This is a genomic window from Peribacillus sp. B2I2 (assembly GCF_041261685.1).
Lineage (GTDB): Bacteria > Bacillota > Bacilli > Bacillales > DSM-1321 > Peribacillus.
On sequence record NZ_JBGCCB010000001.1, the window covers coordinates 2805771 to 2819355 of the forward strand.

General features: G+C 38.3%; 14 protein-coding genes and 2 pseudogenes. 4 read left to right on the plus strand and 12 right to left on the minus strand.

The genetic code is table 11. The features are described 5' to 3' along the window. Positions 1-2 precede the first annotated feature (2 nt). Entirely contained in the window at positions 3-395 is a 393-nt protein-coding gene (locus tag ABIE66_RS13885) for a sporulation protein (RefSeq protein WP_370015124.1), read from the minus strand. 679 nt (positions 396-1074) lie between these two features. Here ABIE66_RS13885 and ABIE66_RS13890 point away from each other — a divergent pair. Beyond that, the gene (locus ABIE66_RS13890; RefSeq protein WP_370015125.1) at positions 1075-1608 is read left to right on the plus strand and encodes an IseA DL-endopeptidase inhibitor family protein; all 534 of its coding nucleotides are present in this window, start codon (positions 1075-1077) and stop codon (positions 1606-1608) included. 203 nt (positions 1609-1811) lie between these two features. Here ABIE66_RS13890 and ABIE66_RS13895 read toward each other — a convergent pair whose 3' ends face one another. The 5 genes and pseudogenes from ABIE66_RS13895 to ABIE66_RS13915 form a co-directional block, all read right to left on the minus strand. After that, positions 1812-2816, minus strand: a complete 1005-nt coding sequence (locus tag ABIE66_RS13895; RefSeq protein WP_370015126.1) for an HAAS signaling domain-containing protein — start codon at positions 2814-2816, stop codon at positions 1812-1814. Next, positions 2803-3150 carry a PadR family transcriptional regulator gene (locus ABIE66_RS13900; RefSeq protein WP_289325150.1) on the minus strand — a complete coding sequence of 116 codons (348 nt, stop codon included), beginning with the start codon at positions 3148-3150 and terminating at the stop codon, positions 2803-2805. The genes ABIE66_RS13895 and ABIE66_RS13900 overlap by 14 nt, the downstream gene beginning before the upstream one ends. Positions 3151-3307: 157 nt before the next feature. After that, positions 3308-3487: a GntT/GntP/DsdX family permease gene (locus tag ABIE66_RS13905; protein WP_370017042.1), complete on the minus strand. Its 180-nt coding sequence runs from the start codon at positions 3485-3487 to the stop codon at positions 3308-3310. 38 nt (positions 3488-3525) lie between these two features. Beyond that, a complete protein-coding gene (locus ABIE66_RS13910) occupies positions 3526-3756 on the minus strand; it encodes a glycerate kinase (protein ID WP_370015127.1) in 231 nt (76 codons plus the stop codon). Beyond that, a pseudogene (locus ABIE66_RS13915) lies at positions 3680-4589 on the minus strand (glycerate kinase). The gene ABIE66_RS13910 and the pseudogene ABIE66_RS13915 overlap by 77 nt, the downstream one beginning before the upstream one ends. A gap of 231 nt (positions 4590-4820) precedes the next feature. On the opposite strand from ABIE66_RS13915, the gene ABIE66_RS13920 reads away from it, so the two are divergent. Further along, positions 4821-4943 (plus strand): helix-turn-helix domain-containing protein, encoded by a 123-nt coding sequence (locus ABIE66_RS13920; protein ID WP_353957912.1) that lies wholly within the window; start codon positions 4821-4823, stop codon positions 4941-4943. 126 nt (positions 4944-5069) lie between these two features. After that, entirely contained in the window at positions 5070-6677 is a 1608-nt protein-coding gene (locus tag ABIE66_RS13925) for an FMN-binding glutamate synthase family protein (RefSeq protein WP_370015128.1), read from the plus strand. Between the two features lie 197 nt (positions 6678-6874). On the opposite strand, the gene ABIE66_RS13930 is transcribed toward ABIE66_RS13925, so the two are convergent. Continuing rightward, positions 6875-7813: an MBL fold metallo-hydrolase gene (locus ABIE66_RS13930; protein WP_289325153.1), complete on the minus strand. Its 939-nt coding sequence runs from the start codon at positions 7811-7813 to the stop codon at positions 6875-6877. 235 nt (positions 7814-8048) lie between these two features. After that, positions 8049-8642, minus strand: a complete 594-nt coding sequence (locus ABIE66_RS13935; RefSeq protein ID WP_289325154.1) for a branched-chain amino acid aminotransferase — start codon at positions 8640-8642, stop codon at positions 8049-8051. 174 nt (positions 8643-8816) lie between these two features. Here ABIE66_RS13935 and ABIE66_RS13940 point away from each other — a divergent pair, with 174 nt between their 5' ends. Then, positions 8817-9935, plus strand: a complete 1119-nt coding sequence (locus ABIE66_RS13940) for an NAD(P)/FAD-dependent oxidoreductase (RefSeq protein ID WP_289325155.1) — start codon at positions 8817-8819, stop codon at positions 9933-9935. A 210-nt stretch (positions 9936-10145) separates the two neighbouring features. On the opposite strand, the gene ABIE66_RS13945 is transcribed toward ABIE66_RS13940, so the two are convergent. From ABIE66_RS13945 to ABIE66_RS13960, 4 genes and pseudogenes are all read right to left on the minus strand, one after another. Continuing rightward, positions 10146-10637, minus strand: a complete 492-nt coding sequence (locus tag ABIE66_RS13945; RefSeq protein ID WP_289325156.1) for a DinB family protein — start codon at positions 10635-10637, stop codon at positions 10146-10148. A gap of 148 nt (positions 10638-10785) precedes the next feature. Next, positions 10786-11778, minus strand: a pseudogene (locus tag ABIE66_RS13950) (IS1595 family transposase). 186 nt (positions 11779-11964) lie between these two features. Continuing rightward, entirely contained in the window at positions 11965-12903 is a 939-nt protein-coding gene (gene glaH / locus ABIE66_RS13955; protein ID WP_289325157.1) for a glutarate dioxygenase GlaH, read from the minus strand. Positions 12904-13231: 328 nt separating this feature from the next. Then, positions 13232-13573: a DUF3870 domain-containing protein gene (locus ABIE66_RS13960; protein WP_289325158.1), complete on the minus strand. Its 342-nt coding sequence runs from the start codon at positions 13571-13573 to the stop codon at positions 13232-13234. Between the last annotated feature and the right edge of the window lie 12 nt (positions 13574-13585).

Genomic DNA, 13585 nt, shown 5'->3' on the forward strand with positions numbered 1-13585 from the left:
CTTTATTCAGAATCGATTAAAAGCCAGTCGTCATCTTTGCCTATTATCCCTTTATCAAGTATGAGTCTCGTTTTAAGGCGATAGGAAACCCCTCCCTTATAAGGCTCCTCCAACGTAGGCAGACAAAAGTTAAAAGGAATTTCATTACTTTCTCCAGACTTAATCACACTTGAAGATAAAATGGTGCTCGTCTTAAGGGTATTTTCCATCCCTGTCGAATGAGTATCCATTATTAAATCACATTCAATTCTCCTTATTCTTTGCTCTTGTGTACCACCTTTAATCAAGAAATACCCATTTATACATTCACCAGATTTATACGTATTTTTCGGAAGGATTAAATCAATTTGTGCCGAACCTATCCCTAAAAGTAACAAAGATTTTCTAAGTATCAAAGAACACACTCCATTTATATTTATTTGTTTCTATTATCAACCCAAAAGTTCATACATTTCCTAGGTATGCATCACTACAAAAAAACCTTTACCCATTTTGGTAAAGGTTTACTAAAATAAAATAGACCTTTACCCATAGGTAAGGTCTGGCTAACAACAATATGCTGCCAACAACACCGAGAGCTATGAACTCCGTAATGACGACATTGTTGTAAAAGCTACTCCCCTTAGGAGAATGTATTCAATTATATTGTTTATCATACGGTAAGATTAGAAAGGCTGTCAAACCTTTATTTTTTTATTTTAGGGTTCTAACCAGGAAATTTCAGTTCTTTGCACATATATTGATATAAATGAAAATATATTGAATTAACTTGTCCAGATATTGCAAAAGAATTAACTACTGGGTTTTAAATAGGCCAGTTAGTGGAATATGAAGTATGTAACAGCCGTTGTCCTTCCGTATCACCATTTCATTTTACAACTGGATGAACGCTCCTTTCAAAAAGAATAAAGTGAACAATTTATGTATATTTAATGAAAACCAAAATTAAATTTAAAAATTAACAATATTTCTCTTTTACTTATGCTAATCATGTTGTAATATAAATGTAACAATTGTAATATTAATTAAACTTTCGTTACATAAGTATCCTATTAGGGATTGGGGAGATTAAGTATGAAAAAATTTTCAGGTATACTATTATCCATTATCATTCTATTTTTCACATTGAGTGCTCAAGTTACCGCACAAACCACATCACAGAATTTATCAAACGAAAATGCATTAAAGATAGCCGATAATGCCAGCAAACATTTTTGGAATGCATTACATGGGTACACTAATCGTTCATGTTCACAAAAAACATTCAATTATAAAGGGACAGAGTATTCATACCTTTGCCAAGAATTCAATACAAAAGCTAAATTGACTAACTACTTAGCAGAGACATTTACCAATAATGCAGTTGAAAAAGGCCTGAATAAATATAACTACATTACCCATAAAGGGAAATTAGCCCGTCCTATCGGAGACGGCGACAGCATGTTGGAGTGGAAAAAAGCAAAAATTAAATTAGTCTATCAAAAATTAAACGTAAGATCCTACAATTTAACTGTACCTACAGTCGACGGTGAATCAGTAAAAAGAACTGTAACATTTTATAAGTCCGGATCTAAGTGGAAAGTTAATCAGTTCGATGCAGTTCAATAAAAAAATGGGTTAAATGCCACACCTCATATGCCGTATAGTTAGCTATAAACTATATAACATATGAGGTTTTTTTGTTTCCCGCTAGTACTTGAGAAATACCCAGTAGTGCCTTCATATCAGCCCACAGCCTTGAATTATCTCCCTCCCTTCCCCACTTACCAATTAAACCCTCATACAAAAAAACACAGCAAGGATGCTGTGCCTTAACGGATTTTTGCTTTTCGAAAGCCTTGATAGGAATCGTAGGCGGCAAAAAAGATTGTGATGAATATAAGCCCCCAGTAAATCGAGTTTTTCCATTCATCAATTGAATCATCAATTGAAAACAGTGTCATTTCGTATGCAATGAATTCCGGATTCAATAAATTCGGATTACTGATGACGATGATGAAAGTCAGAGTGGATAGCAGCTGGTAAATGGCATGGAAAAAAGCAAGTTTCAGAGTCCACTGTCTCAAGAATAATTTGTATATGGCCAAGATCACTCCAAAGATTACGACGCAAGAAATCAGCAGCCAATAGGAATTCAATACCTCTTGATTGAAAGAAGGTGTCACAAAAATGAGGCTGCCATTTCTTTTTTCATAGACGCCAAGGAGGTTTGCTGCATTGAAATAAAGGGCCGCAAATACAGAAAGACCTAACAAACTTGCAAAGACCTCGATCATATGAATGGCCTTTTTCTTTGAAATGTTCGGAATATCTTTTAGGTTTTCCGGTGTCCATGGTTTCAAATCTTTCGTTAAAGGAGACTGGTCTTTTGAAGTATCCATGCGTTCTAAAATGGCAAATGAAAGCGTTAGCCAGAAAAACACTTGGATACCTGTACTGATGATACCTGCTATCGCTTTCCCGATTATGGTGAGAACCGCGTCCATAACCGTATTATCCCCCATATCCCGAAACGGATTATCCCCTACTAACCCGATTAGTGATATAACTGCAGCGATAGGCAAAATCATTTTCAACAGACTGATATATACATCATAATAACGTGGTCCAATCAGATGCATCGGGCGATCGCGATAACCACTAGCCAGTGTAACAGGATCTCCTAATTTTAATAGAACCGCTTTTACATCTTGCTCCGTATGATTCTCCGGAAGCATATCTTCGATTGTTGACTGAAGCTCAAGCGCAATATCCTCCCGACTTTTTTCTGGCAGCCTGCGAGTCACTTCCTGAATATAAAGTTCAATCAGCTCCATCTTCTTCCTCTCCTTTTAATAATATATAAAGTTCTTGTGACGTTTTTTCCCATTCTTGCTTTAACTGAATGAAAATTTCTCCCCCATAATCACTTAAAGAATAATACTTGCGCGGTCTACTTTCAGAAGTATCCCAGCTGCTGGTCACCAATTCTTGTTTTTCCAGGCGGCGAAGCAAAGGATATAAAGTACTTTGATCAATGGTAATTCCCGACTTCTCTAAACGCTGGACAAGCGAGTACCCATACTGAGGGGTTTTGAGCTGACTTAGAACAGCTAGCGTTAAAGTGCCTCTGCGCAGCTCAGTTGTTAATGAATTCAGTAAATTGCTCATCCAATCACCTCTTCTCTATACTATGTGACGTACACCATACCTTATACTATGCATCATACACTATTTTAGTTCTTACACCAACATAAAAATGAAATTATAATTTATTGAAAGCATAAAAAAGAGAAGCGTTTTACGCCTCTCCGTTTGTCCATTATTACTATGTTCCGATTATTGTACCGAAAACGATTACAAGTCCAATGCTTGTCATCAGTCTGCAAAAACCGCCGTTAATTTTCTCCACAATCTGATTTAGAGGCATTCCAGAGGCAAAACTCACAAATAAAGTGCCTAGAAGTAACGATAAGAACGGATGAAGCTTACATTTGGTTGTCGCCAGAACACGCTATAACCAAAACAATAAATAACAAACAATGATTACCCTCTATTTGTATTCGCTGCCAAAAAGGTCCGCATTACTTGTTCAGCTGAAAATTCCAAAAATTGAGCTCCTCTTTCCATAGCTTCCTTTAAAGGTATTGGAGCTTTCACCAGACTATGAACACTTGTTATTCCATGATCATATAAAGCTTCAATACCAGTTCCGATTGATCCAGCCAAAACGAATACGGGAATACCATGCTTTTTCGCTTCTTGTGCAACTCCCATCGGTGTTTTTTCTAAAGCTGTTAGGTAATCGATCGATTAGGTCCTCACCGGTAAAGACACAATCAGCATCGTATAGTTTTTCACCCAGTTTCGTATATTCCATAACAATATCTACGCCCCTTTTTGTTTCCGCATTGAAAAAGGCTTGAAAGGCACTACCGATTCCACATGCAGCACCAGCTTTATCATGCAAGTGAAGCCTGTCTTGACTTCCACTAAATCAGCCCATGATGGTAAAGCCTTATCTTGCATCTCAACCATGGCAGGAGTCGCCCCTTTTTTGGGGTCCGAATACACTTGATGCCCCTTCCGGCCCGACTAACGGATTTTGAACATCCGAGGCAATCAAAAACTCGGAATCTGCTATTCTTGGATCAATCCTCCGTATTTATTTCTGATATGCGCGACAATTCGGCTCCACCGAATCCCATCGGATTACCAACTGCATCAAATGCCCTCATTCCCAAAGCCTGGAGCATTCCAACGCCGGCGTCGTTGGTAGCGCTACCCCCAATTGCTAAAATGAACTTTCGATAGCCATCATCCAATGCTTTTTGAATGAGCTCTCCTGTACCGTATGTAGTAGTGATCAATGGGTTCAACTCTTCTGGATTGACTAGGCATAAACCGGATGCACTAGCCATTTCAATCACACATGTTTCTTGATCCCCCAAGATTCCATATGCTGCCGGTATGTCTTCAAATAAAGGTCCTTTAACGGTCACTTCAACTTTTCGCCCGTTTGTAACTGTCACAAGGCTATCCATCGTACCTTCACCACCATCCGCTACAGGAACCAATTCTGTCTTGGCATCCGGCAGAGCCTTCCTCACCCCTCGCTCGATTGCTTTCGAAAGCCCCTAATGCTGACAAACTTCCCTTATAAGAATCTGGTGCAATGACAATTTTCATTCTCAGGCCCCCTTTGAATTTATTTTAATATTTATTTAATTATAATCTTAGGGAATATGTTAATCATCGCCCAAACTAAATGAAAATTAGTATGACATAATGTATTTAATTTTTTAGCTATAATAAAATAATGGTCCCTCACCCTCCATGGTTTGAAACTCTGCACCATTTTCCTAAGTAACTTAAATATCGGGGAATGTGCAAAAAGAATGTATATAAATCGTAATTCCTTTATATACCGATTAAAAAAATCGTTGAAGGAAATTGTGAAATAAGACTGCTCATTTAAATTTTTTTCGTTTCTATCCCTATTAAGACCTTACATTGGAATTCTGTATAATTGATCGAGGTACCGAGTAGATTAACATTACATGATTTTTTTCCATATCAGGAGGGATTGGATGAGTGGTATCGCAAATATTTTAATAATCCTTGGATTTTCCATTATCTTCATCATCATCATTGTCTTGTTTTTCCTATTACTTTATATGATTTTCTTTGACCGCATGCAGAAGCATCATGCAATTTTAAGGAATTACCCAGTGCTAGGGAGGATACGTTACTTTCTGGAAAAAATCGGCCCTGAAATGCGGCAATATTGGTTTAACAGTGATAATGAAGGAAAACCCTTTTCCCGGGATGACTATGAACATATGGTGAAAAGTTCAAAATATTTACGAGATGTCATTGGTTTTGGTTCAAAACGGGACTTTGATGAAGAAGGTTTTTTTGTTAATAATAGCATGTTCCCAAAATTGGCCGAAGAAGAAAAATACGATAGAGAAACAAAAGTATCGACTAAAAGATACATTCTTTTGAAAGACCCGCTTTTCTCACAGCGAGAAGAACAATGGGGAGATGAAGTATCCTCTGCATTCTTATTGGATGATGAAGATGCCGTGATCATCGGCCCAAACACTAAAAATCCCTTTCGATTAAAAGGTCTTATCGGCATGTCCGCCATGAGTTATGGCTCTTTGGGGAAGAATGCAATCACTGCCCTGTCTGAGGGATTGGCCGCCGCAAAAGGCACATGGATGAATACAGGGGAAGGTGGACTTTCTCCTTATCATTTAATTGGGGGCGTCGATATAATCATGCAAATCGGTCCAGCCATGTTTGGGGTTCGAGATAGTATCGGCGAAATGGATTGGGATGAGTTAAAAAGAAAAAGTGAAATACCAGAAATAAAAGCATTTGAAATCAAATTGGCTCAAGGTGCCAAAACTCGTGGAGGACATATTGATGCTGAAAAAGTTAATCCCGAAATCGCTGAAATCCGTAAGGTCGTACCGTACAAAGCTATCGATAGTCCGAATCGGTTTCATCAATTCAATGACGTAGAATCCATGTGCGATTTTATCGAAAAAATCAGGGAGCATACAGGCATCCCGGTCGGTATCAAAATGGTCATCGGTGGCAATGAAAGTGTTGAAGAGCTAGCTAGCTATATGAAAGAAACCGGGAAAGGTCCGGATTTCATTTCATTGGATGGCGGTGAAGGCGGCACGGGTGCATCTTATCAGGAATTGATCGATAGCGTAGGATTACCGATAAAATCAGCTTTGCCGATTTTAGTATCGACCCTGGAAAAATACGGTGTCCGCAATCGGGTAAAAATCATCGCCTCCGGTAAATTGTTCACGCCTGATAGAATAGCGATAGCTCTTGCCATGGGGGCCGACCTTGTTAACATAGCTCGAGGTTTCATGATTGCCATTGGATGTATACAGACGATGAAATGTCAATCCAATGCTTGCCCTGTCGGGGTAGCAACCACCGATCCAGAATTGCAAAAAGCACTTGTCATCGATGAAAAGAAATACCGCGTAGTCAACTTTCTTGTTACCCTTAGAAAAGGATTATATCGAATCTCAGCCGCTGCTGGTTTGGATTCGCCCATTCATTTTCAACCGAAGCACATTAGCTATAAGGACGATAAAGGAATAGTCACATCCCTTGAAGATATCATGAAAGAAGTTAAGGGACTAATAGGAGCTAGACAATGAAAAAACCGCCGCCCAAATTGTGATGGGCGGTTTTTTCTTTATCAATTAAGGTAGCGCATGTAGCTGTATAATTTACAATATGATGTAAACCAGACCTCTTACTATAATAAATCAATTAGAATATGGGACAGTTTGACATTCGTTGTTAAATCAAAAAAAAGCTCATATGATATGAGCTAGATTCAATATTCAATATATCAAATGGATTGATAATACCATTTGCCATCACGTTTAAACTTTCTGCATTGGTCATTCAAAAGAAGGTATTCAAGGTGAGCCAATGTTTCACCAACAGCAAACCTAGTTTCGTGAATGGGTAGATTTCCAAATAAGATATTGCATGCACTTTTAACAGTAATCGGCTCTTTCATGTTTTCATGAATTACATGCAACCGGTCCTGATGGTGATCCAATAATTCAACAATTCTTTTATTGGCATTTTGAAATGGTTTCCCATGTGAAGGGATGACATATTCTACGTCCAACTTTTGAATTTTTTTTAAAGAAGTAAAAAACTCTTCCAATGGGTTGCTTAAACCCTTAAACCAATAAGAAATATTAGGAGATACCCTGGGCAATATATGATCTGTTGAGAAAAGGACACTATTTTCCTTATTGTATAAGGAAATCAGGCCATCTGAATGCCCCGGCGTGAAGATCACTTCATACTCATATTTGCCAAAACGTAGCTTCAATCCTTCGTCAAGATGATGATTTACAGTAGGATAGGGTTTTACTTGTGGCATAAAGCTGCTTTCGTCACTAGATAAGGCGACAGCTATTTCGTCTTTCATCCCGCATGCCTCATAATTTTCTTTAAGCTTATTCAGAGAATCCGCTTCCCAATACGTAGTTCCCGCATGTTCATCCACTTTTGTCATCCAAACATCTGCACTGGTTAATTGTTGTAAAGCCCCTGCATACCCGAAATGGTCTGGGTGATAGTGGGTGATGATAATATCGGTAATATCATGTTTTTCAATAATGGGGTTCCATATATCCCTTGTAGTGTTATTATTTAATCCCGTATCAATGATTGTCCACCCTTTTTCACCTTCTGCCAGGAAACAATGGACATGGTCCAACCTAAAAGGCATTGGAATGGTAACCTGAGTAACTTTCAATTCATTCAGCAAGTATAACTTCTCCTTCCGATGTAACTTTCATTTTCATAAATTCGAAATGAACAGATAGGTTTGTTAAATAAAGGTATATTATTAATCAATTCGACGAATTATTTGCAGTTCCTCTAATCATCATCTACATTTATGGCTAATTGGATAAATCTAAGAAGATTAACCAGTGGCTAAGGGCATGTATAAAGCTAAAGAAATAAAAAATACCGCCATCAATTGATGGCGGTTTCTCGTTTTACATATCTTCCTCGATTGTTTGAACAAGGATAAATAGAAAATGATAAATTAAATTGAAAGCTTGTTCCAATGACATGTCCTCTCGAAAACCTTTTACGTTATCCAAGGCAAAATTCACATCCCATAGCCCGTCACCCTGGTTAAACATTAAACTGAATGATCCAATGCCTTCTTGAAGTTCCTTTGTTAAATAGGTTTTTAAAACCTCTCCCATTTTTTTCTGGAATTTCAATCCGAACATCGCGTTATAAGTACCGAAAACATCATCCACTTCCAACGAAAGTGCCTCAACACCGATTAATTCAAACCATTTGGATTCAAAGTAAAGGAATTCTTCTTTATTATTTTTCAAATACCCGATCGGTTGTGATAAAAATGCAGAGTTCTCTTCAGAAATCAATTCTTCGCTCTCTTTATTACTGCGCTCGATATAAGCATCAGTAAAACGGGATGCATTTTCTTTTTCCACTATTATGATATCATCTGCGATTAATTTATGCTTTTCTGCATAATCCCTTTCTTCTTTGAACAACTCAACCTTGTTTTCGATTACGGATTTCGATATGTATGATTCCATTTGTTTTTTTAGCATGTTATGTCCTCCTAATATCTTTTCAAGCTTTCGCAATTTCAATCATAGCATATTCAATACAGATAAAATAACTTTGTGAAAGAAATTACAATATCGGCTGTGGCAATCGTTTCGTGTCTTCGATATAGTAATGGTAAGCGTTTATATATATAAGAGAGAAATGAGATGTTAAATATGCAAAAAATCATTGTAGTTGGTGCAGGGATTCTGGGAGCTTCTACTGCCTATCAGCTGGCTAAAAGTGGAGCTGAGGTTATCATAATAGACCGCCAAGATGATGGACAGGCAACTTCTGCAGCTGCAGGAATCGTGTGCCCATGGATTTCGCAAAGGCGCAATCAAGCTTGGTATCTCCTTGCTAAAAATGGAGCTGCTTTCTATCCGGGTTTAATTGAAGAACTTGAACAGGATGGGGAAACGGAGACTGGTTATGCCCAAGTCGGGGCCATAAGTTTACATACAGATGAAGAAAAACTGATTGCCATGAAGAACCGAGCGGAAAAACGGAAAGAAGATGCACCGGAGATCGGGACGATCACATTACTTTCTGCAGAGAAAACAAATGCCTTATTCCCGCCTCTTTCCAGTGAATATGCAGCAGTTCACGTGAGTGGGGCCGCTCGAGTCGATGGACGAGCGCTACGTGATTCCTTATTGAGGGCATCACAAAAAAACGGTGCGAAACTTATGTATGGTGAGGCTATACTTTCATATAATGGTGCACATGTTACAGGTGTAACACTTGAAGATGAAATCATACCTGCTGATAAAGTGATTGTTTGTGCTGGAGCTTGGGCACCGGAATTACTGAAACCACTGGGCCTGAATTTTCAAGTCAGCTTCCAAAAGGCTCAAATCATTCATCTGGAAGCACCAAATACAAATACGAATAACTGGCCTGTGGTCATGCCTCCCAGTGATCAATATCTTTTGGCTTTCGATAATAATAAGATCGTTGCTGGGGCGACTCATGAAAACACGGACGTCTTCGATAACCGAATGACTGCAGGAGGGCTGCAGGAAGTTTTCAATAAGGCCCTGCATACCGCTCCAGGCTTGTCGGATAGTACGTTTGTTGAAGCGCGGGTCGGATTTCGTCCATTCACGCCTGGATTCCTTCCGGTTATTGGTCCTTTACCTAATTGGGAAGGAATTATCATAGCCAATGGTCTTGGAGCTTCCGGTTTAACTATGGGCCCCTATATAGGCTCCCAATTGGCAAACCTCGCACTTGATAGAAAAATCGATATCGATTTAGAAAAGTATGATGTTAGAGGTGCGCTTTTAACATAACTGCCAAAACATTACCTATCTGGATAATGAACGTATTAAATCAACTGACTCTGGAACTTTCCTAGGTCAGTTTTTTTAAAAAAAAGGCTTTGTTAAGTAGTATTGTTGTTTTTTAGGTATAAAATATGGGAACGTCCGTTTTGGACGTTCCCGTTCTTATTCCATTAAAGCCCCCTATAATGGAATAACTGTAAAGCTAATGAAGCTTTTTTAAAAGCTGCGTTTCGCTGCCCAAGCACCTTGCATTTTACTAAGGAATACAATTTGCCCAATATGATATGCGTCGTGCATTGCTAAACTCTTCAGTTCAAGCACTAATGAATTATCTCCTGGAACCTGTCTATACAAATCTTCATGTTCTGATTTTGCTAGTATTTTTCCAAGTTCGCGATGAACATAAAAATATTCTTGTTTTGTTTCCTTCCAATTTTCTAACGTCTCAGTTGGTAATCGAAATGTAGAGTCATTATTTTCTGCCTGTGGTTCATTCGCTGTTTCACCAAGAAATCGCATCATATATCTTTTTTCAAAGAAAAGTAAATGACAAACTAATTCCCAAATGGAATTCATTGCCCCATCAGCTGGTTTCCAAATTGCCTGTTCAAAAGTGATGTCCTCTAGCACTTTTTCAAGTGGTGGAAACCAGTCTTCTTCATCTAAGCAGCTTGCCCATTGTTGTAACAAAAGTGTCTTTACATCCATTTTCTATTCCCTCCAATTTAATCCCTTTAATAGATAATCCCTTTGGTAAAAATATTTGCGGCGTGTTGTAGATAGCTCACTAATTAAGGTGTCATGCCATTTCCTTGTTCAATTAAACTGGCCCTTTAACGGAACAATGAACGTTCTGTTATTTGGAAAATTCTGATATCCTTAGTTTATCATAAGTTGTGTTAACTGAGAAAGAACAACTGTCTAAAACCATTTTGGTTATCGTAAAGTTATCTTTTATATGTTTGATGGTGTCTAAGAATGGGAACCAGCTCAAATAATGGTCTAGATATTTAGTCGCTACACCATTAAAACGCTCCATCCAGCTCTTTAAACGGCTGTGATAACTATTTACATTCTGGATGTGAAAAATCCCTTTAACTCGCTCCCTACCATTTACTTTAAAGCGATGACGCTCAATTCCTTTTTCTTTGGCATAAGTCATAAACGCCCGCCAAGCATCCGTACATAGAACATTTTGTATTGATAGCTTGGAACCTAACGCTTCGTCCAAACTCTTTTTTATAATACGCCCTTTTCCTATTGTTTTGGAAAACGTTCTCTTTTGGCGGTCTCTGGCTATAAGAACGCATACTTGGTCCTTACTTAGTCCTCTAAACTCCGAACTACCACCGCGTAACCTTGTTTTTCGACCTTGGATATTCCGTTTTCCTTTCTCGGAATAGAGGAAATAGGTTTCATCCATTTCTACTATGCCTTCGAAAAGAAAAAGCGTCACATAATGAGCACCAATGAGTTAAGCTGATTTCCGAAGGGAATACCTTTCAATCATACATTCGATGAACTGAAGCCATTTACTAGGCATATGAGTTCTGTGAAGAGGAGTGTTCGTCATATCTGTGAATGTTTTACCGCACTCTTTGCAGCGGTATCTTTGATGTTCATTGGTATTGATTGTAGTTTTTACTTGAAATTTACAGAAGCGAATGCCATTAGTGGATGGACAATGGGTGCAGGTGTAGCCGTCTTTGTGTTTCTATTCTGATACATCAGTGAATACAGACTCTGTTTCTCCCGCACTCCCTAATGAGTTTGTGAAGAACTCCTTCAATCGCTGCTGGTCTCTTTGGCTAAGATTTCTGATTTGGTTAATTATGTCCGCTAACGCCATTAAAACTCACTCGCTCTCAGTAATTTTATTTCATTGTAGAACGACCGTTCGAGCAAATCAAATAACAACATTATTCTTTAACAAAGCAAAAAAAAGATAAATTCCTTTCCAACCAAAGGGTTGAAAGGAATTTATCTTAAAAATGTTATTTGGGGATGAAAAAACATTTGGGTTTACAAAATGAAACTATTGATTGAATCTTCCGCGCTGGCGAAGTAATTCACGGTTCAGGTTTGGATCTTTTTCAAATGCAGCGCGGCCGTGAAGCCAAAATATATTGTTGACGACAACTAAATCTCCAACAGGCAGTTCCAGTTCAAGTACACTTTCATCGTTTTCTAATGAATTGGATAAATCGCGTAAGTATTTGGCTTGTTCGATTGATTCAGGATAAACAAATTGATCGATAAAACATACACCAGGTTTGTTATTATGATTGAAGAAAGTCAATCTTTCAATTTCCTGATCAATGTTCTTGCTTTTTGGAGACTTATACGTGAATTTTTGGCTAGATAATGGATGATTAACATACGTATCAAGCTCTTTCCAATCGTCTAGGTGCAATAAACGTGATTCGCCACCGCGGGCATTTTGTTCGATCATCTTCATCATTAGTAACCAGTCAGTTGGTTCATCTACAAATGTTCCGTCCGTATGAAGTGTAAATAAACGATAGGCCTGACGCAAATATGAATCACTGCTATCCGTATCTTGAACACTAAAGCGGGCATAATATTTTCCTGACATGGCATCATGGTTTGGAGTCCCCAGCAAGTATGAAATGGCCGTCGCAAAAATGACATATTCATCTGTATTTTCCGTGACACCCTCCAAGCCGAGGGTGAAGCCGCCAGATTCCCGGTCATGAACGATGTTCCGAAGCACTTCACCAAAGTCTTCCCCCACTTGATCCAATAGATATGATGCAACGATGAGTCGTGCATATGGTGTATATTCCAGATGTTGAACAGACTGATTATCCTTCGATACGGTTTCTAAAAAAGCGGCAATTGCCTCTTTTGAAATTTCAATATGATATAATCGGCTGGTTTGAGGGTGAACTTTCACCTCGTATTTTTCTGTTTTCCTTTCAAACTTCGCTCTCTTTTTTTCTGCAATGCTCATGAATAATTCCTCCTGTTATTTGTAATATAGGTGACAAAGTTAACGGGAAATATAAAAAGCCAGTCGCACATGGTCCCCAAATAAAATAGGAATCCAACTGTACAACTGGCTTATATTCACTTCACTGCTCTATGTAAATAGAGTCACAGCGAATATGCAGTTTATGTATGATTTATTTTTCCTGTTTCCAATTATTAAGATCTTTACACGATTCTGAAATGGAGTTTTCCAAAAGGTGTTAATGTCATAATATTGGCTTAATTCCATTAAAACGTTTTTTCTCAAAATTGTCAACACTTTTTTCGTATTATTCTGATAAATCAAATTGCTAACTTGGTAGTTTCGTTTTTTCTCCAGCTTTAATTTGCTGAAAATGGAGATCAAGGTCCTTCAAGGCCGCAATCAATGCATTAGCTGCTTTCCCACGATAATAAGATTGAATCATTTCTAGCAAGTCATCAACACCATCATTTAAACTGGCCCCTTTTAACAAACGCCCAATAAATTCCCGGCCATGTTCTGTTGCCAGTGTGCAAGAAGCTTCCAGGACAACCCCATATTTAGCATCTACTTCTGCAGTAATGGTCAATGTTTCAAATACACTTTTCGCTGCCATCCCCTGAGGTAAACGGGCATGACCAGCAATAAAAATTGTTTTACCATTAAACATGAGGCTTCTTCC

Excerpts from the sequence above, each read along its gene's own strand:
- ABIE66_RS13900 (WP_289325150.1), bottom strand. The coding sequence starts at position 3,150 with ATGAGCAATTTACTGAATTCATTAACAACTGAGCTGCGCAGAGGCACT.
- ABIE66_RS13935 (WP_289325154.1), bottom strand. The coding sequence starts at position 8,642 with ATGCTAAAAAAACAAATGGAATCATACATATCGAAATCCGTAATCGAA.
- ABIE66_RS13945 (WP_289325156.1), bottom strand. The coding sequence starts at position 10,637 with ATGGATGTAAAGACACTTTTGTTACAACAATGGGCAAGCTGCTTAGAT.
- ABIE66_RS13895 (WP_370015126.1), bottom strand. The coding sequence starts at position 2,816 with ATGGAGCTGATTGAACTTTATATTCAGGAAGTGACTCGCAGGCTGCCA.
- ABIE66_RS13960 (WP_289325158.1), bottom strand. The coding sequence starts at position 13,573 with ATGTTTAATGGTAAAACAATTTTTATTGCTGGTCATGCCCGTTTACCT.
- ABIE66_RS13925 (WP_370015128.1), top strand. The coding sequence starts at position 5,070 with ATGAGTGGTATCGCAAATATTTTAATAATCCTTGGATTTTCCATTATC.
- glaH (WP_289325157.1), bottom strand. The coding sequence starts at position 12,903 with ATGAGCATTGCAGAAAAAAAGAGAGCGAAGTTTGAAAGGAAAACAGAA.
- ABIE66_RS13910 (WP_370015127.1), bottom strand. The coding sequence starts at position 3,756 with ATGGGAGTTGCACAAGAAGCGAAAAAGCATGGTATTCCCGTATTCGTT.
- ABIE66_RS13940 (WP_289325155.1), top strand. The coding sequence starts at position 8,817 with ATGCAAAAAATCATTGTAGTTGGTGCAGGGATTCTGGGAGCTTCTACT.
- ABIE66_RS13890 (WP_370015125.1), top strand. The coding sequence starts at position 1,075 with ATGAAAAAATTTTCAGGTATACTATTATCCATTATCATTCTATTTTTC.